19 protein-coding genes are annotated in these 25,539 nt (G+C 35.0%); 5 read left to right on the top strand and 14 right to left on the bottom strand.

Annotation, left to right across the window (positions count from 1 at the left end):
• Nucleotides 1–68: 68 nt before the first annotated feature.
• The 5 genes from LNP22_RS11170 to LNP22_RS11150 form a co-directional block, all read right to left on the bottom strand.
• On the bottom strand, nt 69–479 hold the full coding sequence (locus LNP22_RS11170; RefSeq protein ID WP_210666479.1) for a hypothetical protein: 411 nt from the start codon (nt 477–479) through the stop codon (nt 69–71).
• An 18-nt stretch (nt 480–497) separates the two neighbouring features.
• Nucleotides 498–1,442, bottom strand: a complete 945-nt coding sequence (locus LNP22_RS11165) for an NAD(P)H-dependent flavin oxidoreductase (protein WP_229973528.1) — start codon at nt 1,440–1,442, stop codon at nt 498–500.
• Nucleotides 1,443–1,455: 13 nt separating this feature from the next.
• Nucleotides 1,456–3,069 carry a S8 family serine peptidase gene (locus tag LNP22_RS11160; protein WP_229973527.1) on the bottom strand — a complete coding sequence of 538 codons (1,614 nt, stop codon included), beginning with the start codon at nt 3,067–3,069 and terminating at the stop codon, nt 1,456–1,458.
• A 45-nt stretch (nt 3,070–3,114) separates the two neighbouring features.
• The gene (gene mnmA / locus LNP22_RS11155) at nt 3,115–4,302 is read right to left on the bottom strand and encodes a tRNA 2-thiouridine(34) synthase MnmA (RefSeq protein WP_229973526.1); all 1,188 of its coding nucleotides are present in this window, start codon (nt 4,300–4,302) and stop codon (nt 3,115–3,117) included.
• 138 nt (nt 4,303–4,440) lie between these two features.
• Complete coding sequence (locus LNP22_RS11150) at nt 4,441–5,145, bottom strand: toxin-antitoxin system YwqK family antitoxin (protein WP_229973525.1); 705 nt, start codon at nt 5,143–5,145, stop codon at nt 4,441–4,443.
• A 309-nt stretch (nt 5,146–5,454) separates the two neighbouring features.
• On the opposite strand from LNP22_RS11150, the gene LNP22_RS11145 reads away from it, so the two are divergent.
• Nucleotides 5,455–6,432 carry a fasciclin domain-containing protein gene (locus LNP22_RS11145; RefSeq protein ID WP_229973524.1) on the top strand — a complete coding sequence of 326 codons (978 nt, stop codon included), beginning with the start codon at nt 5,455–5,457 and terminating at the stop codon, nt 6,430–6,432.
• 60 nt (nt 6,433–6,492) lie between these two features.
• On the opposite strand, the gene yidC is transcribed toward LNP22_RS11145, so the two are convergent.
• The 8 genes from yidC to LNP22_RS11105 form a co-directional block, all read right to left on the bottom strand.
• Nucleotides 6,493–8,385, bottom strand: a complete 1,893-nt coding sequence (gene yidC, locus LNP22_RS11140) for a membrane protein insertase YidC (protein ID WP_229973523.1) — start codon at nt 8,383–8,385, stop codon at nt 6,493–6,495.
• An 81-nt stretch (nt 8,386–8,466) separates the two neighbouring features.
• Nucleotides 8,467–10,080 carry a CTP synthase gene (gene pyrG / locus LNP22_RS11135; RefSeq protein ID WP_210666472.1) on the bottom strand — a complete coding sequence of 538 codons (1,614 nt, stop codon included), beginning with the start codon at nt 10,078–10,080 and terminating at the stop codon, nt 8,467–8,469.
• 203 nt (nt 10,081–10,283) lie between these two features.
• Nucleotides 10,284–10,670 carry a hypothetical protein gene (locus tag LNP22_RS11130; protein WP_229973522.1) on the bottom strand — a complete coding sequence of 129 codons (387 nt, stop codon included), beginning with the start codon at nt 10,668–10,670 and terminating at the stop codon, nt 10,284–10,286.
• A gap of 74 nt (nt 10,671–10,744) precedes the next feature.
• Nucleotides 10,745–10,981 carry a DUF3820 family protein gene (locus LNP22_RS11125; RefSeq protein WP_155100644.1) on the bottom strand — a complete coding sequence of 79 codons (237 nt, stop codon included), beginning with the start codon at nt 10,979–10,981 and terminating at the stop codon, nt 10,745–10,747.
• Between the two features lie 197 nt (nt 10,982–11,178).
• Nucleotides 11,179–13,107, bottom strand: coding sequence for a glucosamine-6-phosphate deaminase (gene nagB / locus LNP22_RS11120; RefSeq protein WP_229973521.1), 1,929 nt, complete (start codon nt 13,105–13,107; stop codon nt 11,179–11,181).
• 27 nt (nt 13,108–13,134) lie between these two features.
• Complete coding sequence (locus tag LNP22_RS11115; RefSeq protein ID WP_229973520.1) at nt 13,135–14,517, bottom strand: sugar MFS transporter; 1,383 nt, start codon at nt 14,515–14,517, stop codon at nt 13,135–13,137.
• Nucleotides 14,518–14,686: 169 nt separating this feature from the next.
• On the bottom strand, nt 14,687–15,562 hold the full coding sequence (locus LNP22_RS11110; RefSeq protein WP_229973519.1) for a sugar phosphate nucleotidyltransferase: 876 nt from the start codon (nt 15,560–15,562) through the stop codon (nt 14,687–14,689).
• A gap of 27 nt (nt 15,563–15,589) precedes the next feature.
• Nucleotides 15,590–16,675 carry a GHMP family kinase ATP-binding protein gene (locus LNP22_RS11105; RefSeq protein ID WP_229973518.1) on the bottom strand — a complete coding sequence of 362 codons (1,086 nt, stop codon included), beginning with the start codon at nt 16,673–16,675 and terminating at the stop codon, nt 15,590–15,592.
• A gap of 231 nt (nt 16,676–16,906) precedes the next feature.
• Between LNP22_RS11105 and LNP22_RS11100 the strand changes: the two genes are divergently transcribed.
• Complete coding sequence (locus LNP22_RS11100) at nt 16,907–17,947, top strand: LacI family DNA-binding transcriptional regulator (RefSeq protein WP_229973517.1); 1,041 nt, start codon at nt 16,907–16,909, stop codon at nt 17,945–17,947.
• A 2-nt stretch (nt 17,948–17,949) separates the two neighbouring features.
• Here LNP22_RS11100 and LNP22_RS11095 read toward each other — a convergent pair whose 3' ends face one another.
• Nucleotides 17,950–18,588, bottom strand: coding sequence for a sugar-binding protein (locus LNP22_RS11095; protein ID WP_229973516.1), 639 nt, complete (start codon nt 18,586–18,588; stop codon nt 17,950–17,952).
• A gap of 727 nt (nt 18,589–19,315) precedes the next feature.
• On the opposite strand from LNP22_RS11095, the gene LNP22_RS11090 reads away from it, so the two are divergent.
• The 3 genes from LNP22_RS11090 to LNP22_RS11080 all read left to right on the top strand — a co-directional run bounded on the left by LNP22_RS11090 (nt 19,316) and on the right by LNP22_RS11080 (nt 25,439).
• A complete protein-coding gene (locus LNP22_RS11090) occupies nt 19,316–22,300 on the top strand; it encodes a SusC/RagA family TonB-linked outer membrane protein (RefSeq protein WP_229973515.1) in 2,985 nt (994 codons plus the stop codon).
• An 11-nt stretch (nt 22,301–22,311) separates the two neighbouring features.
• Nucleotides 22,312–24,009 carry a RagB/SusD family nutrient uptake outer membrane protein gene (locus tag LNP22_RS11085; RefSeq protein ID WP_229973514.1) on the top strand — a complete coding sequence of 566 codons (1,698 nt, stop codon included), beginning with the start codon at nt 22,312–22,314 and terminating at the stop codon, nt 24,007–24,009.
• Nucleotides 24,010–24,116: 107 nt separating this feature from the next.
• Nucleotides 24,117–25,439: a DUF3472 domain-containing protein gene (locus LNP22_RS11080; protein WP_229973513.1), complete on the top strand. Its 1,323-nt coding sequence runs from the start codon at nt 24,117–24,119 to the stop codon at nt 25,437–25,439.
• The last annotated feature ends 100 nt before the right edge of the window (nt 25,440–25,539 follow it).

The following is a 25,539-nucleotide window of genomic DNA, read 5'->3' as shown; positions in this document are numbered from 1 at the left end:
TTGATTTTGATTAATTATTAAAATAAAAACAAAAATTTATAAAAAATACATTCAATTAAAAACCACATCTACACCGTAGAAATATTATAAACAATGATACGTTCATCGTAATTGATGTAAAGTTGTTTGCGATAGTCTTGTTTTTTGCGGGTGATGATTGAAAGCTTACATTCGTTGCCCTCATTGTCTTTGCAAAGAAACGAATAAACAACATCGGTATCATTTTCTTCGCGTTCTACATATTCTACAATATTATACAGCTGGATTTCTTGAGAGTAAATCACAATTCTGTGTTTATTGGTGTCTAAAATAACAGCAAGATTGGTAAGGTCCAACGAAGACCAGTCGCCCCATTTTCCTCTTTCATTTTTTTCTAAAACACTAAAACCAGAAGTCCTAAACTGATACGATTGGCTATAGGACTTTTGAAATCCTACAACGAGAAAAAACAATATAATGATGGTGCGAATACTCTTCATAGCTTATCAAATGGGCGATTAGAACTCAAATTTAGCCTTTTCCTGGCAAGCAGCTTCAAAATCGTCCATCATTTCTCGAATTATTTTTTCTACAGGTAAAATCTCATGAATCAATCCGGCAATTTGACCTATTTCGAGTTCGCCTTCCTCCAAATCTCCTTCAAACATTCCTTTTTTGGCTCGCGCTCTTCCTAAAAGCTCTATTAACTCTTCTTTTGAAGATTTTTTTTCATATAAAGCCTGCACATTCTGATAAAATTTATTTTTAATCAGTCGCACTGGCGCTAATTCCTTCAGCGTAAGCTGTGTATCACCTTCCTGTACGCCAATAATCGCTTGCTTAAAATTCTCATGTGCCGAAGATTCTACAGAAGCCGCAAAGCGACTCCCAACCTGCACCCCATCGGCTCCCAAAATCATGGTCGCCAACATACCTCTGCCTGTAGCAATTCCACCAGCTGCAATTATAGGAATATGAATTTTCTCTTTCACCATCGGAATCAATGTTAAAGTTGTTGTTTCGTCGCGTCCGTTGTGACCACCGGCTTCAAAACCTTCTGCAACAATAGCATCGACGCCAGCTTCCTGAGCTTTTAAGGCAAAAACGCTGCTACTCACCACATGCACTACTATAATTCCTTTTTCTTTTAAAAATGAAGTCCACGTTTTAGGATTTCCTGCCGAAGTAAAAACAATTTTCACACCTTCTTCGATCACGATATTCATGATTTCTTCGATATTTGGATAGAGCATCGGAATGTTAACACCAAAAGGCCGATCTGTTGCCTGTTTGCATTTCTGAATGTGTTCCCGCAATACTTCTGGGTACATAGAACCAGCGCCTATAAGCCCTAGACCACCAGCATTACTAACGGCAGAAGCCAATTTGTAACCGCTGTTCCAGATCATTCCACCCTGAATAATTGGGTATTTTATATTAAAAAGTTGTGTGATTTTATTCATTTAAAAAAAACTATTATTGTTTGATTATCTTGCCTGTTTTATGCAATCCATTGGTATCAAAAGTATAAAAATACAGCCCGCTATTTAAGATTTCTAATGAAAGAATTGGATTTTGACTGGTAATTTGTTTTTCGATCATTTTTTGCCCTAAAATAGAGTAAATTACAACTGAAGCAGTATTATTTTTGTTCGAAAAAGAAAAAGAAACCTCAGTTTTTGCAGGATTTGGAGAGACTAAAAAAGTTTCATTTTTTACATCAGTATAATTTTCTACTCCGAGAGATGCTCCAAAATTTGGAATTCCGTAGCCAAAATTAATATTTGGAGTCGCATATTTATCAGAAGACTGGAAAACCATTTGCCTGATTTCCTGATTGGTTTTGTTGGGGAAAGCTTGCCACAAACAAGCAATCATTCCGGCCATAATAGGGCACGAAAATGATGTCCCGTTGGCAGTTCCGACATTTCCGGCAGCATCCGAAACTGCGGCGGCAGTACCCTGCGCCATGACATCGGGTTTTATGCGACCATCAAAACTAGGGCCAACTGAGCTGAAACCTGATTTTGCCTTTGTTGCCGTAACCGACCCCACCGCAATAACCGATACAGCATCTGCCGGCGCGCCAATATGAGGCTCTGCGTTTAAACCTTCGTTCCCTGCTGAGGCCACCACAATAATTCCTTTACTAAAAGCAAGTTCTGCTCCAAGCGAAATAAAATTGGTCGTACCATTCATATCGCTGTACGTATGATTATGATTTGGATTAGTAAATTGAAGAAAATATCCTAGTGAAGTAGTTATAATATCTACGCCGAGGCTATCTGCTTTTTCGGCCGCCTCTACCCAAAGGGACTCTTCTATGGGACTTTCAATAGCATCATTTTCTGTTCTAAACAAGTAATAAGAAGCATCGGGAGCAGTGCCTATTAATGCATTTTCTTTGTAGCCACCCATCGTCGAAAGTACTAAAGTTCCGTGACTGCCACCGCTATAAAAATTGGTACTTCTAGCAACATAATCATAACCGCCCAAAATCAGGTTATTATCTCGTAAACGCTGAAAAGGCTGAGCAGTATTGACACCTGGAAAACCAGCATCTAAAACAGCAATCACCTTTCCTGAACCTGTATAATTTTGCTGATGCAATACTTGTCCGTTAAGCATCTGGATTTGATTGGCAGCATTTCCATAAGCATAATCAACTTTGGTTTCCAGATTTTTATTGACAGTTGTAAAATTATTGGTAAATGCTTTTTTTGAAGTAGGATTTAATATTCGATCTGCAAAAACTACTTTATCCACGAAAGTGAAATTTTTTAAGGTTAAAATAGCAGCTTGAGTTCCTCTGATATGAAGGGCATTCAACCATTTTGACTGTGCTAAAATAGTTATTCCGGCACTCGATTTTATTTGAGTAATATATGATTTTTCAACAGGAACATCTGTTAGATTTAAAGCTATATTTTGATTTATCCTTCTGGTTAAAGCACTCTGAGACAGCATTTCTGAAGGATTTGACAAATACGTCTGAGAGCTAGGTTTGGCATTAAAATATACCCAAGCATCTTCCTGCGAAAATGCCGTAGCCGTAATTAGAAAAAGAAAAAAAACGTAAAAACACTTCATAACTTACTTTTTTTAAAGGTTGAACCTCCGTAAAAAAGTATAAAGCTAAGAAATTACTCCCGAACCAACTAATTCAGTATCAAAATACCAAGCTACAAATTGTCCTTCAGTAATGGCAGACTGTGGTTCATCAAAATGTACATACATTCCGTCCTCAAACTGGCGTAAAGTGGCTTTTTGCAAAGGCTGACGGTAACGAATTCGAGCCATTACCTGCATTGTTTCACCTATTTTTAATGCCAAATCGGTACGAATCCAGTGTACTTCAGATTTTTCAATAAATAAAGCTTTTTTAAACAATCCGGGATGCTCACTTGTCAAACCTGTGTAAATAGTATTGGTTTCTACGCTGGTAGCAATAATAAACAGCGGATCTTTTGTTCCACCTACATTTAAGCCCTTGCGTTGTCCTATCGTAAAATAATGAGCACCTTGATGTTTCCCCACTACTTTACCCATTGTAGGAAGATAATTTCGCTTTTTCGCTTCCAATTTCAGCTCTTCTTCTACTGATAAATCAGCAGGTTTTTCGATGGTATAAATAGGGTCGTTTTTATCAATCTGAACAATTTTACCTTCTTTTGGCTGTAATTTTTGTTGTAAAAATTCTGGTAAACGCACTTTTCCGATAAAGCACAAACCTTGCGAGTCCTTCTTTTCGGCCGTTACCAAGTCCATTGCAGCAGCAATTTCCCGAACTTCTGGTTTTGTCAAACCTCCAATTGGAAATAACGATTTTGCCAATTGTTCCTGCGATAATTGGCATAAAAAATACGATTGATCTTTGTTATTATCAGCTCCAGCTATTAATTGATACACCTGTTTCCCGTCTACTTCAATTTCGTTTTTTTGACAATAATGTCCCGTAGCAACATAATCGGCACCAAGACTTAGAGCAATTTTCATAAAAACATCAAATTTGATTTCGCGATTACAAAGAACATCAGGATTTGGAGTTCTCCCCTTTTCATATTCGCTGAACATGTAATCAACGATTTTTTCTTTGTATTCTTCACTCAAATCGACAGTTTGAAACGGAATTCCGAGTTTTTCGGCCACCAATAATGCATCATTGCTGTCTTCTAGCCAAGGACATTCATTAGAAATAGTAACAGAGTCATCGTGCCAATTTTTCATAAACAGGCCAATAACTTCATATCCCTGCTGCTGCAACAAATAAGCCGCAACACTAGAATCTACACCACCAGAAAGTCCAACAACTACACGTTTCATTTTAAATCCTTTATATTTTTACAAGGGTGCAAAGGTACGCCATATTTTAGAAATTTGTAATGGTTTCAATTAGTTTATACAATTCTTGAGTAGATAAAACTTATAATCGGATGTACCTGTTTATATTGAATGTCAAGATTACTCCATCTTTGGTTTCGAATCGGCTTTGTAGCTGCTTTTTGGATCACTCATATTCACTTCTTTAACGAGCTTTCCCTTTTCGAAAAATTGCCACATTCCTGCCTTCTTTCCATTCAAAAATTTTCCTTTAGAAGCTGCTACTCCATCTGAATCATAAAAAGTAGCCTCGCCATTGTACTCATTATTTTTATAAGTACTTTGCTCCAGTAATATTCCGTTTTGCCCGTATTTTTTATAAATTCCTTCTTTCAAGCCCTTTACATAAGGCATTTCTTCGGCAATTTTTGAATTGGGATAAAAAACTGTTCTCACACCTTCTAATTTTCCATTTTTGTATTTTTCTAGCGTCATTAAAACTTTTGAAGCTTTATGATAATATTTCCATTCGCCCTCACGAGCTTTGCCTATTTCTTTCCCTTCACTGACTTTGTTTTTATTCTGATCGAAAAAAATAGTGTAAGAACTACCGTCATTGGCAGAAAAGTCTCGTGTTGCGACAATATCACCTTTTTTGGTATCATCAAAAAATTTAAAAACTCCCGTTTCCTTACCATGACTAAAAGTTCCTTCGTAACGAGGTCGCTGCGATAACTCGTATTTCCCTTTCCACAAGCCGTCTTTTTTACCGTCAGCGTCTAACTTATTAAACTCTTGTGAAAAACCTAGTGAACTAATTAAAAGCAAAATCAAAAAACTTCTCATACTCTTTTTCTTTATATAACAACAAATAAACTGTTTTAGTATTACAAAAATAACATCTAATTTGAATGATTATTAAAATTTTAATACAAACAATAGTTTTATTATTTTTTGTTTAATAAAATTAATAAAAATCAAAACAGTTAAAAATAAAAAAGTAGTAATATTCATCAGTAAAAGAACGTATTTATATAAAATTTAATACATTAAACAAAAATAAATAAAATATTAAAATTTAATGTCGTTTAACGAAAACGTAAAAATATTAAACATAAAATTCTACATTAGCAGAACAAACAAAAAAAACATATTATGAAAACAATCAAAATTAAATTATTCGCTTTATTAGCATTATGTACATTTTTAACCATTTCATGCAATAATGATGACGATAACGCATCACAAGAACCACAAACTATTGCTGCGATTGCAAAATCTGACCCCAATTTAAGCTCTTTAGTAGCGGCTTTAAAAAAAGCAGAGCTAGAAACTACTTTAAACAGTTCTGGAACTTATACGGTTTTTGCCCCAACAAATGCCGCTTTTTCAGCTTTTTTAACAGCAAATGGTTATGCCAATCTTGATGCAGTTCCTACTGCCGCATTAAAAGAGGTTTTATTGAACCATGTACTTGTTACAAAAGTCAAATCGGCTGATATTACTACTGGCTACGTAAAAACTCTTGCCAAAGGAAGCGCTTCAACATCTAACACTATTAGTATGTACATCGAAAAAGGAACTGCAGTAACTATAAATGGTGGAAAAACTAATGGCGGTGCAGTAGTGACAACAGCAGATATTGAAGCTTCAAACGGCGTAATACATGTGGTTGACGGCGTAATTGGACTTCCTACAATTGTAAATCATGCTATTGCTAATAAAAATTTTACAACGCTTGTGGCTGCCCTGACATACAATCCTGCGTCGGGATTTGCAGGAGTTTTATCAGGAACTGTAAGCTCACCATTTACTGTTTTCGCACCAACAAATACAGCATTTACAAGCTTTTTGACCGAAACTGGATATTCTGGTTTAGCTGCAATTCCGGCTAACGTTTTAGAGACTACACTAAAATACCATGTCGTGACGGGTGCCAATGTTCAATCGACGGCATTGACAAACGGACAAGTTGTGACTACTTTTGCAAGTCAAAACTTTACGATAGGATTAACTGGCGGAGCCAAAATTACAGATGCCAGCGACAGGGTTAGTAATATTGTGGTAGTCGATGTACAATGTTCAAATGGAATTATCCACGCAATTGATAAAGTTTTATTACCCGAATTTTAATGAAACAAAAAAACCGCTGTTAGTAACAGCGGTTTTCTTTTTTTTATTCACAAAAGATAATTATTTCTTTTTCTTAGCAGCTTCTTGTTGCTCCATTACTTCCTGAAGACGTTGTTGAAACTTACTTTGTTTTTTTGGCTCTTTTAATTTGTTTTCCTGAATTTGAGCATGAATTTTATCTGTATCAACAATATAATTCTTAATGACAAACATAATTCCGATTGTAATTAAGTTCGAAATAAAGTTATACAAACTCAAACCTGCACCATAACTATTGAAGAAAATTAACATCATTAATGGTGAAACATAAATCATGATTTTCATCATTTTTGCCATATCCGGCATCCCTTCTTGCTGAGGCGCCGCCATCTGTTGGTCTCCCGAAGTCATTTTCATATAGAAGAAAATCGCTATTGCGGCCAAAATTGGAAACAAACTAATATGATCTCCATACAATGGAATATTGAATGGTAATTTTACAACTGAATCAAAAGAAGATAAATCTTCTGCCCAAAGAAAGCCTTTTTGTCTTAACTCAAAAGCCGATGGAAAGAACTGGAACGATGCATACATAAAAGGAAGCTGAATAAGAGCCGGGATACATCCTGCCATTGGGTTTACCCCTGCTTTATTGTATAATTTCATTGTTTCTTGCTGCTTCTTCATTGGGTCTTTTTTGAATTTTTCGCCCAATTCTGTGATTTCGGGACGCAAAACTTTCATTTTAGCCTGAGACAAGAACGATTTATATGTAATTGGCGACATTGCCAATTTGATAATAATAGTAAAAATGATAATCGCAATTCCGTAAGCAATAAAAGAACTTAAAAATCCGAATAACGGAATAAAAATCAATCGGTTAATCCATCCGAAAATCCCCCAACCTAATGGAATAATTTTTTCGAAGTTTTTATCGTAAGATTTTAATACTTTGTAATCAGCTGGTCCAAAATACCAGTTCATTTTATAATCGATTTCTCCGTTAGAAAAAGCTAGAGGAATATTACTTCTGAATTGTTTTGTAAAAGTAGTATCGATTTTCTCATCATTAACCAAATCAATAGATTCTAATTTAGAATTTAAAAAAGGCTTGTCTGTCAATAAAATAGAAGTAAAAAAGTGCTGTTTATATGCAATAAAACTAACTTTTTCGATAGTTTCTTCTTCATGTTTACCTAATCCAGCATAGTTAATTTTTCCATCTTCATGCTCATAATAAATCTCAGCAAAACGCTTTTCGATAGAAATACTTTTTTCGTTTCTATAAGTTTTCAAATCCCACTGTAAATCTAATGGTTTGGAAGTATTTAAAACTTTATTCAAACCTTGAGAACGAATATCAAAACCAACTAAATATTCATTTGGTTTTAAAACGTATTTGTATTCAAGGAACTCATTTGGTCCTGCTTTTAAACGCATGGTCAGAATTTGATCTGCTCCGTTTTTAATCAAAGTAGGCTCAAAAAACAAATTTTTTGAATTTAACGTTCTGTTGTCAGTAGTCTGTAACTGAATATTTAAATTCGAATTATTATCTTTTATTAATTCTACTAATTGTCCGGAATTTTTCTCAAACCTTTTGAATTCTTTTAAGGTAGCTTCGACTATATAACCGCCTTTGTTTGCGATTTTAAGTTTTATCTTTTCATTTTCGATGATTGTAAAAGCTTCTTTTGCAGAAGGAAGTGTAGCAGAATAAGCAAAACCACCTAATGTTTTTTGTAGTTGCGCTAACTGTACAGTATCACCAGGCGTTACAGTTGCAACTGGCAAAACCTCAGTTTGTTTTGTTGAAGCTTTTGCTTTCGTTTCTTTTGCAACTAATTCTTTCTTAGCCTTTTCAGCAGCAATTTCTTTATCAGAAGGCTGATTTTGGTACATAATCCAAATCAAAAGTCCAAATATCAATACAAAACCAATGATTGAATTAAAGTCAAATTTTTTTTCTTCCATTATATTTAAAAAAGGTTACTCGTTTAAGGATATTGGTCTTGAGTTTTGCTCAAAAGTTACATCCTTTTAGAATATTAATTATTATTTTTTATGCGCAATTACAGCTGCAGCTACAAAATTCACAAAAATAGGATGCGGATTTGCAACCGTACTTTTGTATTCAGGATGGTATTGTACCCCTATAAAAAACGGATGATTTTCCAGCTCTACAATCTCTACCAAACCTGTATCAGGATTTACTCCCGAAGATTTTAGACCTGCTTTTTCTAATTCATTAGCATACTTATTATTGTACTCATAACGATGACGGTGACGTTCTGAAATTGTCGTTTGTCCGTAAATTTTATGTGCAAGTGTGTTGGGTTTTATATCACATTTCCAGGCACCAAGACGCATCGTTCCGCCTTTATCGGTAATTGTTTTTTGTTCTTCCATCAAATCCACCACCGGATAAGGAGTGTTTTCGTTCATTTCTGTAGAATTTGCTTCAGCGTGACCTAAAATATTTCTGGAATATTCGATAACCGACATTTGCATTCCCAAACAAATTCCGAAAAACGGAATATTATTTTCACGTGCATAACGTACCGCTTCAATTTTTCCTTCTATACCTCTTTCTCCAAAACCTGGCGCTACCAAAACACCGTCTAAAACACTTAATTTCTCCTCAACATTATCACTATTGATATGTTCTGAATGAATCGAAATTACATTTACTTTCGTTTCATTTGCCGCACCAGCATGAATAAACGCTTCTAAAATAGATTTGTAACAATCCTGCATTTCTACATATTTACCAATCAAACCAATATTAACAGTTTGTTTTGGATTTTTTAGTCTACGTAAAAAAGTATTCCAGTTTTTTAAGTCCGGAGCTGCTTTTTTAGGCAAATCTAATTTCTTTAGTGCCACAACATCTAATCCTTCTTCAAGCATCAAATTTGGAACTTCATATATGGTCGAAGCATCGATAGACTGAATCACCGCTTCTCTTTTTACGTTGCAAAATAACGCTAATTTATTACGTAATTCAGGGGACAATTCATGTTCTGTTCTACACACCAAAATATCTGCTTTGATACCGCTTTCCATCAGGGTTTTTACCGAGTGTTGCGTAGGTTTTGTTTTCAACTCACCCGCTGCAGCCAAATAAGGCACTAAAGTCAGGTGAATAACAATTCCGTTGTTCTCTCCCAACTCCCAAACCAACTGACGAACCGACTCAATATAAGGCAATGACTCAATATCACCAACAGTTCCACCAATTTCTGTAATTACAATATCATAATCGCCGGATTTTCCCAGCAACTGCATTCTATCCTTGATTTCGTTTGTAATATGAGGCACAACCTGAACCGTTTTTCCAAGGAATTCCCCTCTTCTCTCTTTCTCAATAACCGACAAATATACTCTTCCTGTGGTAACGTTATTCGCCTGAGAAGTAGGAACATTAAGAAAACGCTCATAATGACCTAAATCTAGATCTGTTTCTGCACCATCATCGGTAACGTAACATTCTCCGTGCTCATATGGATTAAGAGTTCCCGGATCTACATTTATGTACGGATCAAATTTCTGAATAGTTGTACGATATCCTCTTCCTTGTAACAATTTTGCCAAAGATGCTGCGATAATTCCTTTTCCTAAAGAAGAAGTCACACCGCCTGTAACAAAAATATATTTTGTTTGATTCATTCTGTTGTTGTTTGTATTGTAGTTGTGTAAAAAACTTGGCAAAAGTACAAATTTAATTAGATAATTTATCAATTAGAGAATGAGATAATTTGCAAATTTTTAAATAGAACGATTGCATGTTTCCGTAATCAATAATTTTAACTTTTAATTCGACTTTTTTTTGAAGAATCTATAGGTTAAATTAACTTTTCGAAGTTGAAAGATCAACCTTTAACGGTATCTTTTACCATTTTCAGAGAATCACTTTTCTTTTTTTCCGCCTCTATTGACTTTATTTTTTCAATCATATCATCTTTACGATGTACATGTTCTACAGCCATAAAACCAATCAAAACCAACAACCTTACTAATATGAATGCCGTTACAGAAATACCAACCATCAATCCGGCTTTTGGTGTTGAAGTAGAAACATTTAGTTTTTTTGCCTGTGAAAAGCCAATTGTTCCAAAAATTATGGATAGAATTCCGAGCGGTATAGCAACTATAGAACAATAAGGAATGAAAAAGAAACAAATTGCGGATATGCCTAATGCCAAAGATGCAATGCCTTTTCTTTCAGCTTTATTAGAAGATTGTAAATTATTTTCCATAAAATTTTTACAAGAAGTATTTTACAAAAATATATAAAAGTCATAGTAATCTCGTTAACAATAAAAACTTTTCTTTATTTTATCGGCTTTGGATATTGCTTTTTTATATTTCGAATTAATTCTTCTAATCCGTTTAGTTTTAGCTCGTAGATGAGCTGTAATTGTTGCCCTAATTCACCATTTGGAAAACCTTTATTGTGATACCAAACTACATAATATTCGGGCAAATCGATTAAAAATCGTCCTTCATATTTCCCGAATGGCATTTTGGTATGGGCTAATTTTATGAGAAGTTTTTTGTCTTGTTCCATTTTTATAAAAGAAAAAAAAAGAAGCAAGAACAAAGAATATAGACTCATTCTTTGTTCTTGCTTCTAACGGTACAAAGCTATTATTATTTTTATTCTTTTGCCACAGATTTAAAAGATTTTCACAGATTTTGAAATCAATTGAATAATTATAAATTAAAAAACTTAGAAACTCAGTATCTCAGAATCTTAGCTCCTTTTTAATAATGCCATCTCACAAAAGCTTCCATTGCGGCATACGTTGCTAGACCTAATTGTTGATACAAAGCTGCTGTTTCTGCATTTCTGTCTTCGGCTCTTTGCCAAAATTCTCTTGCATCAGTTCCCTGAAAAACAACGCCATCTTTTTGAGATTGGTGTTTGAAAATTCCGTGACGTTTTGCCAAAACCTGATCCGGGCTCATTGGTACCGCCATTTCGACTTCGTCTATACCCCATTCCTGCCAAGCGCCTCGGTACAACCATAACCAACAATCATTCATAAATGATTTTGGTTTTAAAGCTTTTACAGCTTCAAAAATAGCATCCAGACAAACTTTATGCGTCCCGTGTGGATCTGCCAAATCACCTGCTGCGTAGATTTGATGCGGTTTTATTTTTTCGATTAAATCCATCGTCAGCTGAATATCCTCTTGTCCGATTGGTTTTTTTTCTATTGTACCTGTTTCATAAAAAGGTAATTCCATAAAATGAATCTGATCATCTGTTAATCCAACAAAATGACTTGTAGCTCTCGCCTCTCCTTTTCTAATCAATCCTTTAATATAGCGCACTTCAGGAATATCAATTTCGCTATTCTTTTTATTGGTTAAAAAAGTTACCGCTTTTTGATAAATATCCTCAGCTGCCTCACTTTTGATTCCGAATTTTTCGTTGTAATCAATTACAAACCTCGCAAAACGCAACGCTTCATCATCCGCAACAGCAATATTTCCTGAAGTTTGATACGCAACATGCACTTCATGTCCTTGTTCCTGCAAACGCATAAAAGTACCCCCCATACTTATAATGTCATCATCAGGATGCGGGCTAAAAATCAGTACTCTTTTTTTGGATGGTTCTGCTCTTTCGGGACGATTCGAATCGTCTGCATTTGGTTTTCCGCCTGGCCAACCCGTGATGGTATTTTGGAGTTTATTGAATATTTTAATGTTAATATCATACGCCGGCCCCGAATCTGCTAGTAAATCGCTCATTCCGTTTTCGATGTAATCGGCATCTGTAAGCATTAAAATTGGTTTTTTAAGATCTAGTGCCAATCCTAAAACTGCTTTTCGAATTAATTTATCTGTCCAGATAACTTTTTCTACCAACCAAGGTCTATTGATTCTTGTAAGTTTTGAAGACGCTTCTTTATCCAAAACAAAAATTGCATTGTTGTGCTCTTGCAAAAACGACGCAGGAATTTGGTTGGTTACTTCATCTTCTACCGATTTTTTGATGATATTGGCTTTTCCCTCTCCCCAAGCCATCAAAATAACCTGTTTGGCCTCCATGATTTTCTTTACTCCAAGTGTAATGGCAGTTCTTGGCGTGTTGCTCAAACCAGAAAAATCTTTACTCGCCGCAACTCTCGTAATGTGATCCAGAGCAACCAAACGTGTTTTGGAGTTTTGCAGCGAACCCGATTCATTAAAACCAATGTGTCCGTTACCTCCAATTCCTAAAATCTGCAGATCGATTCCGCCCAGCGCTTCAATTTTGGCTTCATAATCATGGCAGTAATCTGCAATTTGTTCTTTGGTCAAAAGTCCGTCCGGAACATGATAATTTTCAGGTAAAATATCGACGTGATCAAACAAAAGTTCCTTCATAAAACGAACATAACTGTTAATAGAATTGGGTTCCATCGGATAATATTCATCCAAATTAAAACTGATTACGTTTTTAAAACTCAAGCCTTCTTCCTTATGCAAGCGCACCAACTCTGCGTACAATCCTTTTGGAGAAGAACCCGTTGCAAGACCTAAAATGCAAGGACTGTTTACTTTTTGTTTCGCCTGAATGAGAGTTGCAATTTCCTGAGCAACTGCTTTTGACGCCTCATTTGAATTTTCAAAAACAACCGTATTGATGTTTTCGAATCGTTTTTCGAATCCTGTAGCTTTGTCGATTTTACTTTTTAACATGATATTTTTTTTTAAAAATTCCTTTTATTATCTGCTCCATCGCCTGTATTTATGACCTTTAATTGCATAAAAAAGTATCATTATATAAGATGGCAATAACATTAAATACCCTATTTGATTGCCGCTTTTTGCAGTTTTTTGCATATTATTTGCAAGATTAGCGGCATTTATATTTTCTGTTATCATTCCATACAGCAAAGGAAAAATAGCACCGCCAATAATTCCCATGATCAAAATGGCACTTGCAATTTTAGTATATCCGCCCAAATCCTGAAGTGCCATTGGCCAAATTGCAGGCCAGCACAATGCATTTGCCAAACCAAGAAAGGCAACAAAAAGAATAACAACAGGCAAGTTTGGAATTCCCGGTAACTGAATCGTTATCGTTGGAGAAATCAAAACAATTGCCACTACTAAAATTATTCCCAAAAAACCTGATGCTTTTAAAGCAGCTACCTGCGAAAGGTGTTTTGGAATTAATGTTATACCAATTACATATCCAACCACCATTGCCGACATGGTAAAAGAGGTTAATTTTAAATAAAAATTACCATCCTCTCCATACACTCCAAGCTGTTTTCCGAAACCTCCAATAGAATCCCCCGCCAGTACCTCGGCAGCCAAATACAGCATTAAAGTTATGACACCTAATACGAGTTGCGGGTATTTAAATGCATTGCTGATTTGCTTGAAAATACTCAAATGTGTTACCTTATTATCTTCATCCAGATCAATTTCAGGAAGTGGTGACAACTTCACAAAAAAAGCTAAAACAACAATAATCAATCCCATATAAAGATAGGGTCTTTGCAATTGTAATGCAAGAGAATTTAAGGCATTTGATTTTGAAACCGAATCTAACATCGCTATTTTGTCTGCGGTAAACTCCTGCATATTAGACAAAACCAATGCCGTTAGTACAATTGGAGCCACAAATCCTGCCAACTTATTGGCAATGCCCAAAACACTAATTCTTGCTGCAGCACTTTCTCTCCGACCAATAACAACGACATAAGGATTTGCAGCTGTTTGCAAAATTGCCAAACCTGTTCCCATTACAAACAAAGCAATTAAAAACAATAAAAAGGTTCTGCTTTCGGCGGCTGGATAAAATGTAAAAGCACCGGCAGCAATGATTAATAATCCTAAAGAGATTCCATTTTTGTATCCTACTTTTTCTATGACCCAAGAAGATGGAATCGCCATAACAAAATATGCAATATAAAAAGCAAAAGTTACAAAGTAAGCCTGAGAAGCCGTTAACTCGCAAGCCATTTCGAAAAAAGGAATCAGAGGTCCGTTAAGCCAGGTAACAAATCCGAGGATAAAAAATAATACCGTCAGGATTATCATAGGCATAATCGTATTGCTTTTTTCTACCACTAAAGAGCTTTGAGTGTTTGAAATCATATCGTTTGAGATTAGTAATACATTAGTTATTTTTTTTTTGAATCTAAAATAGTACCATCATTTTTACTTTTGCAAATATTTTTCAAATATATGCGTTTTTTTTGCAAAAAGAAAATAATGTATCAATTATTTTTATTTTCTAAATTAGAAATCAAGATTTTGAATGTTTTTAAATTTGCCAATTTAAGACCGGATAATGTTTTTTGAGATATTCTTTTACATCAGCAATATCTTCTTTGGCAGTCAAATCCGGGACATGCTCTGAAAAAGGGATTCCTACGGTACTATTTGGAAATTCTTTTAGAGCATTTAAAAGTACCGTTGGCAATTCTTTTTCATCTCTTTCAGGATGTACGGGGCAATTTTTCAAGAAAGAATATACCATAGCACCATTAAATTTAAAAGCATTCATACTTACTCTTATCTTGCCTTCTACATCTTTATAATGTTCTAAATCATCTGCCGAAGGCTTTTCTAAAATATCTAATAAACGGTTGCTTTCATCTAATTTAGCAATGGCAAAACGCGAAATTCTTTCAGATGAAAACTGTAAAGCATCACGATCATAACTTATAAATGCATTTGGACTTTCGGTACGACGAAGCGCATATAACGCTTCGGCAGAATACAGATTATCACTATTGCAAACTGCGTATTCATCGGCATTAAGCTCTGGAAACTGTTTAACCGCCTGCCACAAAGCATCTGCCGTTCCAAATGGTTTTACTCTACCCTCTGGAATATATTGTGTTGCAAAAGAAATATTTAGCCCATTAAAATTATTATTGGCATTTTGGTTTCCGTAAAATTCTTTAAACAAATCACCTTGTTCGCCAATGATGATATAAATTTTTTCGTAACCCGCTTTTTTAGCATTCAATAAAAGATAATCTAATAAAGGTCTTCCTTGCGCACCAACGCCAATTAAGCCTTTACTTCTTTCGTTTGCCTGTACAATTTCTTCTGTTGTCAAATTTTTGGCAACTGATTCTTTCTTCATTCGCGAAGATGCGCCACCCGCCAAAATAACTAATTTTTTATGCATTTTGTTTTTTTTTAAAATTATACTATTTTAACTATTCTTGACAATTCTTACTCCCGGATCTACACACACTGGATAGGCGGCTGCCGCGCCAGCGTCTAAAATGGCTTGAATAACCAAGTTTTCTTTATCGGGATCAGCAATTACAACGATACTGCCGCCGCCGCCGGAACCAACAATTTTTGCACCGTAAGCTCCTGCTCTTAGGGCTGCATCGATCATCGAATCAATTCTTGGAACTGTGATTTTTAACAAATCGCGTAAAACTTCATGATGTCGATTCATTAATTCACCAATTTTTCGAAGATTTAAAACGGGTTTTTCAAACTCTTTCAGCGCTTTTTTGGTGTAATCATAATTCATAATTGCAGCTTCGAAATACGGAATTAAGCGATCAGGCAAAGAATTTCGATACAAATCCAAGTCTTCGATGTTAGCCATATTCAAATCAAAATTGGGGAACTCTTGTTTGATACAATCAATAGCTATAAGCGCATTTCCTTTTAGCTCTCCAATCAACCCGATGGTTTCTTTAGGAATCCCGGAAACTCCTGTAATCAAACCTTTTAGTTCGGTACCGATGATTTTATACGAAAAAGGATTTTGGGTATTTATATAAACAATATTTCCGACTCCTATGCTAAAATGATCCATCATTCCACCTGGTTCTGCGTGTTCTAAAACCTCAGAAGCATAACCTATTTGCGCAATAAATTCGGGCGTAACGGGTTCATCTACTCCAAAAGCAGTGATAAGAAATTTTATCCACGCCATTAATAATGCTGATGAACTTGAAGTGCCCGAATTTATTGGGATATCTCCTGAAACAGTAATTGTGTAACCAACCGTAGGAATGCAGCCATGTCTGCGTAAAACACGCAAAGCCGATGCAAAATAATCTCGTGGTTCTAATTCTGTAAAAGTTTCGTTGATATTAATTTCCCTAATTTCATTAATATCCACCATATTAAGAACAAAAGTACTACTCTCGTTTTCTTCCGCAATCAATTGTATATTTCGATTTATAGCACAGGCTATAACAGGCAATCCCAAGTAATCTTGATGATCTCCAAAGAGACAGGTTCGACCGGGAGCTAATGATATTATTTTCTTCATTAAAAAAGCAGATTAAACCAATGTAATTGAATGAATTAGATTGATTTTAGATTAAAAATTGATTTTGGATTTTGGTTTTAATTCTACGAAACTAGCTAATAATTTTTGATAAAACAAACAAAATGAATAAAATGTGCTCGAACACACTTTGCAAATGTTCTCGAGCACACTTTAGTTATAGGAAAAAAAATAAGGATACTAAATTCCATCAAAGTTGTTATATTTGCGTATATGGATAAAAAGTACACAATAAAGGATATTGCCAAACTTGCAGGAGTTTCAAAGGGAACTGTAGATCGTGTTTTGCACAATAGAGGAAAAGTTTCCACTACGGCACTTGATAAAATAAATGAAGTACTTAAAGTAATTGATTACCAACCCAATCTTATTGCACGAAACCTCAAAAACAATAAAGTTTACCACATTTGTGTTTTATTGCCGGATCCTGATTTTGACCCCTATTGGCTTCCGTGTATCAATGGAATTGACGATGCTAAAAAAGAATTTAAAGCTTATAATGTGAATATTGAAACACATTTTTTTAATCCCGAAAGCAAAAAATCTTTTGTAAATACCAACCAAACTGTTATTGCGCAAGCTCCAGACGCCGTTTTGCTGGCTCCTCTATTTCATAAAGAAACATTGGAAGTCATGAAACAATACGAGGAATTGAATATTATTGTCAATACTTTTAATAATCAAGTCGAATCGGATGTCATAAAAAGTTTTGTGGGTCAGGATTTGCACAAAAGTGGCCGAGTTGCTGCAAGTTTAATGAGTTTAATTGTTTCCGAAGGCCAAATTGCCATTATTCATATCGATGAAAGTGTGAAAAACGCTGTTCACATGCAGGAAAAAGAAAAGGGTTTTAGGAATTATTTTGAAGAAAAAAACAATCCTAATTTTACTATCACCACGTTAAAATTAAAATTCTCTAATATTGAGGCAAAACTGGAAGCTTTCCTTGTTGAAAACACCAATTTGAAAGGAATTTTTATCACTACCTCAAAAGCATATCAAATTGCCTCGCTTCTTCCTGAAGAAAAATGCAAAAAAATTGCATTGATTGGTTATGATTTGATACACAAAAATATTACCCATCTCAATCAGGGTTCAATTCATTTTTTAATTCATCAAAATCAGAAAAGACAAGTTTATTTAGGAGTTGCAACTTTAGTCGAACACTTTTTGTACGGTAAAGAAATCCCTCAAACGATAGTATTGCCAATTGATATTATTAATGCTGAAAATGCCTCTTTTTACATTTCATAATTTTATTTTATCAAAATAAATCTGCCAAAAGAAGAGGCAATATGAAAATTAGGGTCAGCCGTCTCCGGATCGACCCAAGTGATCCATGTTGGTTTGTATTGCAAATCATTTATTCTATTGAATTTCGCTCTAAAAACACCAACTTCGAGAGTATCATTTTTGATGAGATCCAAGGCTTTCAGAGACTTTAGACTTATCTGGCCTTCTACGCTAAAAGAAGTAGTATCGTTTGAAGATCGTACTTGTAAATCTGTTTTAGGCCATTTCCATACTACATCAAAATTTTTATTAGGAAAAGCCTTAAAATCCATTATTCTTGCAGCGGAATCCATTTCTAAACAATAATAGGGATTGATATCCTGGTTTGTCCTAAAAAATAATTCTACCCGATCTGATTTGCTAATACTCTTAAAACTTTCGTCTGTCGTGTCAATGTAAACATCAGTATCAAAAACACTAAATTTAAAAAAAAGAGTTTCTAAATTCCAAAGTCCTCTAAATTCAATTTTAGAAAACTCACCTTTCTCCCAAGGTGAACAAAAATCTGTCAAACAATTTGCTTTTTTCCAAAACGATTCATCAAAATAAGGTGTTTTTTTTTCGATAAAATTCACCTGATATTCTTTTAAAATTTGACTCATTAATTTTTAATTTTCATTAGAATTAAAACACAAAAAAACTGTTTCTTCCTTTTCAAATCTGAAACAAAACGACTCTTAGTTTCTACCTTTTTTTGCTTTGCTAAGATACTATAAAACTGTAGAGAAAAAATACCTGCTTTTTGAGAAACATTTTACCAGAAAAAGAGCAAGTATTTTTCACAATTGAGCTTTAAAATTCATCTCTAAAAAATTAAGTTATTGTTGAAATTAAAGATTAGTAATTACATAATTATCAAAATAACACCATAGTAACTATTATAATTCAATAAAAAATATTTTTACTGAATAAAATGCTTTCTGAACGACTATTCATTAATCATTTTATTTTAGAAAAAACATATCAATTTGGGTTTAAAAAAACGTTTTACTTAATTTTATGTGCTCGAGAACATGAATTTTGTGTGTTCGAGCACATTTTTTCTGTTTTTTATTGTTTAATAAAAATATAATCGATAGTTTCGTCCAATAATAAATTTTAGGAAGTAAAAAAACACCTGTTTTTTGATCACTTTACCATCAAACATTTTTATTTAAAAAAACAACAATTTCATCCTTTTTTTATTGAAAAACACAACGACAAAACCAATTTATTAACCTAAACCATCTCAACTACATGAAACTATTATCCCAAAAAAAACCAAGAAATTTGCGGCTAATTAAGGGTCCTGGAAAAACAATCAAATTGATCACTTTATCGGTATTATCGATGGCTTTTCAAGTAGCAAATGCAACAAGTCTCAAAGAAATAAGAACGCATGAAACGACATCCTTTGTACAAAAAATAGTAAAAGGAAAAGTAATTGACGAAAAAGGAGTACCGATTCCCGGTGTCAATGTTACTGTAAAAGGCACGGCAACTGGAGTACAAACAGATATGGATGGCAGTTTTGCACTAGAAGTTCCCAATGCAGGTTCTATATTAATTTTTTCGTTCTTAGGAATGCAAGAACAAGAAGTGACTGCTGGAAATAATCCCTTGATTATTATCATGAAGGAGGAAGGAAAACTTATGGACGAAGTAATTGTGGTAGGTTACAGCAAAGTAAAAAAAGAAAGCTTGACCGGTTCTCTGCAAACTTTAAACAATAAAAAACTACTGGATGTAACGACTCCAACCGTCGAAAATTTATTGGCAGGAAAAGCAACTGGTGTATTTGTAAGCACAAGTGGTGGGCAGCCTGGAGGTGCTTCTAAAGTAGTAATTAGAGGCCGAAGTACCGTAAATGGCAGCACCGATCCTCTTTGGGTAGTAGATGGTGTGATCGTAGGAAACAGTTCTCCGAACATGAATCCTGCAGATATCGAAAATTTAACGGTACTGAAAGATGCAGCATCTACAGCTGTTTATGGTTCTCAGGGTGCCAACGGTGTTATTGTGGTTACGACAAAAAGCGGGAAACAAGGCAAAGCCGTGATCAATTTTTCGGCAAAAACGGCTATGGCAACCCTAAACTCAGGGAATTTTAAAATCATGAACGGAGAAGAATTATATGATTTATATGACTCATTTTCGAACAAACAAGATTTTGAAAATGTTTGGTGGTGGAATCCAGATTTACGCAATAAAAACTACAATTGGTGGGACAATGCTACACAAACCGGCATTGCCAAAGATTATAACTTGTCTATTAGTGGTGGTGGAGAAAACTTTAAAAGTTATGTTTCGGTGGGAGTTTATGACGAAACAGGTGCTATAAAAGGCTATGATTATAAAAAATATAACGGTCTCATGAAATTTGAGTACAAGCCCAACAGCTGGCTAACAATAAGACCTCAGGTAAATTTAACAAAAGAAAAAGTACATGACCAACAACATTCTGTAGGCGCTTTGTACGGAAATATGCCTTGGGATAGCCCTTACTTACCCGACGGAACTTTAGTAGGAAACGCACCCAACCCAACTTGGGTAAATACGACCGGATCTAACTACTTGTATGACTTGCAATGGAATTTCTATGAATCTGAAGATTACAACGTGCGCTCAAATCTTGATTTTGATGTCAAACTTACGAAATGGCTGACTTTTGCATCTGTGAACAATTATATTTTTGGCAATGCCAATTCAACTTCTTATTCTGATCCGAGATCTTCTTCTGGTTTGGCTGTAAAAGGTAGAATTGAAGATAATTTTAGCACATTTAACCGATTTTATACCAATCAATTATTAAAATTCAATACCGCATTTGATAAGCATGAAATAAATGCTATTGCGGGTTATGAGTGGAATGAATACAGTTCTAAATCCAGTCGTGCGGTTGCCACTGGTATTCCTCCCGGAATTATCGTAACTGATCCTGCTGCAATTCCGGAAAAAGTAGGCGGAAACCGTTCTGAATGGGCGGTACAATCCTTATTATCAAACGTTAATTATTCGTATGATAATCGCTATTTAGCACAATTTTCTTTTCGTCGTGATGGTGCTTCCAATTTTGGAAAAAATGCGCAATATGGTAATTTCTTTTCTATAAGCGGTGGTTGGAACATTCATAACGAAGATTTTTTTAAAGCAGATTGGGTTACTAATTTAAAACTAAGAGCCAGCTACGGTTCTGTGGGTAATCGTCCAAATAGTTTGTACGGACACTTACCATTATATTCTTTCTCTGAAAGTTATGATGCAAATCCTGGAGCTTTGATCTCGCAATTAGGAAATCCCGATCTGAGCTGGGAAAAAACATATACAACAGGCGTAGGTCTAGATGTGAGTTTCTTTGATAGAGTAAACATAACATTTGATTATTATGACAAAAACACTTCTGATTTGTTGTACAGGGTTCCGCTACCAGGAGTTATTGGTGTTACGAGTATCTGGAGGAATGTGGGTGCTGTAAATAATCGAGGGTTTGAAGCTTCTATTAATGTAGATATTATAAAAAATGAAAACCTAAAATGGTCTGTTGATGCCAATATTGGCGTAAACAAAAACAAAGTAACAAGCCTTTACGGAGACCGTCAGGAAATCATTGTTGGAGACGGCAGTGGTGTAGCTGGTTCTGCTTCAAAACTACTAAAACCAGGTTACGATGTAGATAGCTGGTATTTAACAGAATGGGCTGGAGTTGACCCTGAAAACGGTAAGCCACAATGGTTTACTACTAATGCTACCGGAGAACGTGTAAAAACATACAGTTATGGTGAAGCCTCAAAATTTAGAAAAGTAATTGGTTCTTACACTCCTGATTTCTTTGGAGGGTTCTCGACTACTTTAAATTATAAAAACTTTGATTTTGCTGCTATTTTTAGTTATTCTGTTGGAGGTGAAATTTACAACTACGCTAGAGCTGAATTTGATTCGGATGGTGCTTACACAGACAGAAACCAAATGAATTTGCATAGCGGATGGAGTCGTTGGGAAAAACCAGGTGATATTGCTACACACCCGCAAGCGATTTATAATAATCCAAGTAACTCCAACAAATCTTCTTCTCGCTTCTTAGAAACCGGAACGTACTTAAAAATGAGAAGTGTTTCTTTTGGTTATAACTTACCAATTAAAACATTAAATATTAATAGTTTAAGATTATTTGTTGCGGGAGAAAACTTATTTACAATCTCACATTTCTCTGGTGTAAGCCCAGAACTTTCTCCTAATTACGATAGCGGAACTGGTCAATACGTAATTTCTGGTGTTGCAACTCAAATGTACCCTCAGACCCGTAGAATTACACTTGGACTCAATCTAACTCTTTAAAAAACAAAATCATGAAAAAGATATTATTATTAAGTATAGCAATTAGTTTCCTGTCTTCTTGTGAGTTAGACAGAGAACCTTTTGGCTCCTACACACAAGACAAAATACAACAGGACAAAGAAGCTTCTATTGAAGTTTTATTAAACGGATGTTACGCACAGCTAAAAGGTTGGTCTGATGTTATGCACCGTGTCGGAGAATATCCCGGGGACAACATTATGATTAGAGGAACTTCTACTGACTCTTTCTACTCTTTTATCTCCTACCAACATATTCCTGACAACGGAAGATTATCTACTTTTTGGAATAACGGTTACAAAATCATTTCGCAATCAAGCGATTTGATAAAAATAATTCCGGAAGGCGAAAGTCCCGCTGTTGACCAACAGTTAGGAGAAGCCTATTATTTAAGAGGCATGATCTATTTTTACTTATGCCGTACCTACGGAAGACCTTATGCACAGTCACCTGACACCAATTTAGGTGTGCCAATTGTAAATGGTTTACCTGCTGATTTAAGCAATCTTGCCTTACCTGACCGTTCTAGTGTAAAAGACACGTATGCTCAGGCTATCAGCGATCTAAAAAAAGCCGAAGCCTTAATGACGGTAAACAAATCTGCCGTTTATGCCACCAAACAAGCCGCACAGGCCATGCTTTCGAGAGTGTATTTGTACATGAGCGGTACGTATGAAAATCCAAATCAGGAATTTGCAACACTATCTATAGAATATGCCAATAAAGTGATCGCCAGCGGAAGATATAATTTGTTAAATCGAGCTAACTTTATGAAATACAATACCTATGCACCTGATGCTGGAGAACAAACCGAAACTATTTTTGCCATAAAAAGAATTGCCTCAGAATATTCAGGATTTGACCATTATTATGGAATTGGCGGAATGTACGCTAACATTCAAGGGCAAGGTTGGGGCGAAATGTATGCCAGCGGAGAATATCTTGATTTGCTTCGAAAAGCAGGATTGAAAAAAGATGCGCGCTGGGCCTTTATTGATCCGCAATATACCGAAGATGCCTCGGGAAACAAAACCGAAGCCTTTCGCTTTGTCGTTGATGTCAAAAATAGTTCTGGCGTGCAAACTGGGTACAATTATATTCAACAGCCATTAAAAACCAATACAAATGGTTCGTATTATATCACTATTGGAACCACCGACTATAATCTTACTACGGTAAATGCCGCCGAAAATCAATATTCTATTGTCTATGAAGGTAGAACTTACACGGGTGAAAAAGATTACATGATGCTCTTAAATCGTGTATATCCAATGTTTTACATTACAAAATGCTCTTTACAGAATAATGATTCGCACTTGCACTCACCGATCATTTCCAGATTGGCAGAAATGTATTTGAATATGGCCGAAGCTTACGCTAAAAAAGGAGACTATAATAATGCTTTGACTAATCTTAATATTATCAGGGAGAGAGCGATTCTAGGAGGAGGTTATACTTCTTTAAATAGTACAAATGCGGTACAGCGTATTGACGAAGAACGCCAGCTGGAACTAGCTTTTGAGGCACACCGTGGTTATGATGTGTACAGAAACGGACAAACGATGACGCGCCGTTATCCCGGTCCGCATACACCAATGGTTGATGTTCCTGCTTCCAGCCCAAGAGTTATACAATATATTCCGCAGTCTGAGATTAATGCCTACCCAGGTACTCTAACGCAGAATCCATAGTTTTTAGTTTTTATTGTTTTTTGATAATATAGCCTCTCTAAACTAGTACATTAGGGAGGTTGTATTAAAAAAAAAGAAGAAGTCATGTAAACCAATAAATCAAAAAGATGAAAAATAAATTTTACTTAGTTTTAACTTCAATGTTATTATCCTTTTCTTGCGCCGATAACAACGATATTACTATACAAGAAATTGCTATTGAAAATCCAAAAACCAAAATTTCGTTACCTTTAGCAGGAAATGCCTACAGCTCTAAACATCTGGAAAGTACAACAATTACAGATAACGGCATCGAAAACTGGAGTGATGCCAGTGAGTATTTTACGGCCTACTTTAGAATTTATAAAGCAGGTACTTTTCAGATTACTGTTGAAGAACCTATCGAAGTTTTTGGTACATCCGAACTTGAATTTTCCATTAATGGAGAATCTAAAAAGATAAAAATAGATGCTAATTCAAAAAAAACGATTACAGTTGGAAGTTGGAAAATCGCTAAGGAAGGATATGTAGCAGTCAAAATAAAAGGAATTAGTAAAACCGAAAATCGTTTTCCGTCTATTAATCGTCTCACGATTAGTAGTCCTGATTATGATGGCAAAATTGCTTATGTTCCTAATAATGAAGGTGATTTTTTTCATTGGGGACGCAGAGGTCCTTCGGTTCATTTGAATTACCAAGTGCCTGAAAATACCAATGCCGAATGGTATTATAACGAAATTAAGGTTCCTGAAAACGAAGATAAAATTGGTTCTTACTTTATGGCAAATGGTTTTGGTGAAGGATATTTTGGAATACAGGTAAATTCTGCAACCGAAAGAAGAGTTCTTTTTTCTATATGGAGTCCTTTTGAAACCGATGACCCGACTACTATTCCGGATTCTCATAAAATTAAACTGTTAAAGAAAGGCGAAAATGTTATTACAGGCGAATTTGGAAACGAAGGATCTGGCGGACAAAGCTATCTCAAATACAATTGGAAAGCAGGAAATACCTATAAATTTTTGCTTCGCGGAATTCCACAAGCGAACAACACGACAACTTATACAGCCTATTTTTTTGCACCAGAACTTAATAAATGGTTATTAATTGCGAGCTTTAATCGTCCTGAAACAAATACCTATTTAAAAAGATTTCATTCTTTTTTAGAAAATTTTATTCCTGAACAAGGAGATTTATCGCGTAAAGTATTGTTTAACAATCAATGGATTTGTAACGAAAAAGGTGTTTGGACAGAAATCAATTCGGTTCGTTTTACAACTGATAATACAGGTGAAAAAGAATACAGAATGGACTTTGCAGGCGGACTAGATAATGGCTCTTTTTATTTGAAAGACGGAGGTTTCTTCGATAATTATACCACTCCAAATACAACTTTTACAAGACCTTTAAACAATAAAAAACCAGAAATAAATTTCAGTACTTTGCCATAATTTTCAAATTAAAAAAAGAATAAAAAAAAGAATAAAAAAAAGAATAAAAAAACATATTTTACCGATAGTCAGCACTTTGATTATCAATATTTCAAATAAA

It is taken from the genome of Flavobacterium flavipigmentatum (assembly GCF_020911905.1).
Classification (GTDB): Bacteria; Bacteroidota; Bacteroidia; order Flavobacteriales; family Flavobacteriaceae; genus Flavobacterium; species Flavobacterium flavipigmentatum.
The sequence above is the reverse complement of the archived record's forward strand: the minus strand, read 5'-3'. Positions and strand labels throughout refer to the sequence as shown.

Bases quoted from the DNA above. Each gene is read 5' to 3' on its own strand.
- LNP22_RS11110 (WP_229973519.1), bottom strand. From the start codon at position 15,562: ATGCATAAAAAATTAGTTATTTTGGCGGGTGGCGCATCTTCGCGAATG.
- LNP22_RS11170 (WP_210666479.1), bottom strand. From the start codon at position 479: ATGAAGAGTATTCGCACCATCATTATATTGTTTTTTCTCGTTGTAGGA.
- LNP22_RS11105 (WP_229973518.1), bottom strand. From the start codon at position 16,675: ATGAAGAAAATAATATCATTAGCTCCCGGTCGAACCTGTCTCTTTGGA.
- LNP22_RS11165 (WP_229973528.1), bottom strand. From the start codon at position 1,442: ATGAATAAAATCACACAACTTTTTAATATAAAATACCCAATTATTCAG.
- nagB (WP_229973521.1), bottom strand. From the start codon at position 13,107: ATGTTAAAAAGTAAAATCGACAAAGCTACAGGATTCGAAAAACGATTC.
- pyrG (WP_210666472.1), bottom strand. From the start codon at position 10,080: ATGAATCAAACAAAATATATTTTTGTTACAGGCGGTGTGACTTCTTCT.
- LNP22_RS11125 (WP_155100644.1), bottom strand. From the start codon at position 10,981: ATGGAACAAGACAAAAAACTTCTCATAAAATTAGCCCATACCAAAATG.
- LNP22_RS11150 (WP_229973525.1), bottom strand. From the start codon at position 5,145: ATGAGAAGTTTTTTGATTTTGCTTTTAATTAGTTCACTAGGTTTTTCA.
- LNP22_RS11115 (WP_229973520.1), bottom strand. From the start codon at position 14,517: ATGATTTCAAACACTCAAAGCTCTTTAGTGGTAGAAAAAAGCAATACG.
- LNP22_RS11080 (WP_229973513.1), top strand. From the start codon at position 24,117: ATGAAAAATAAATTTTACTTAGTTTTAACTTCAATGTTATTATCCTTT.
- LNP22_RS11130 (WP_229973522.1), bottom strand. From the start codon at position 10,670: ATGGAAAATAATTTACAATCTTCTAATAAAGCTGAAAGAAAAGGCATT.
- LNP22_RS11095 (WP_229973516.1), bottom strand. From the start codon at position 18,588: ATGAGTCAAATTTTAAAAGAATATCAGGTGAATTTTATCGAAAAAAAA.
- mnmA (WP_229973526.1), bottom strand. From the start codon at position 4,302: ATGAAACGTGTAGTTGTTGGACTTTCTGGTGGTGTAGATTCTAGTGTT.
- LNP22_RS11145 (WP_229973524.1), top strand. From the start codon at position 5,455: ATGAAAACAATCAAAATTAAATTATTCGCTTTATTAGCATTATGTACA.
- LNP22_RS11090 (WP_229973515.1), top strand. From the start codon at position 19,316: ATGGCTTTTCAAGTAGCAAATGCAACAAGTCTCAAAGAAATAAGAACG.
- LNP22_RS11100 (WP_229973517.1), top strand. From the start codon at position 16,907: ATGGATAAAAAGTACACAATAAAGGATATTGCCAAACTTGCAGGAGTT.
- yidC (WP_229973523.1), bottom strand. From the start codon at position 8,385: ATGGAAGAAAAAAAATTTGACTTTAATTCAATCATTGGTTTTGTATTG.
- LNP22_RS11085 (WP_229973514.1), top strand. From the start codon at position 22,312: ATGAAAAAGATATTATTATTAAGTATAGCAATTAGTTTCCTGTCTTCT.
- LNP22_RS11160 (WP_229973527.1), bottom strand. From the start codon at position 3,069: ATGAAGTGTTTTTACGTTTTTTTTCTTTTTCTAATTACGGCTACGGCA.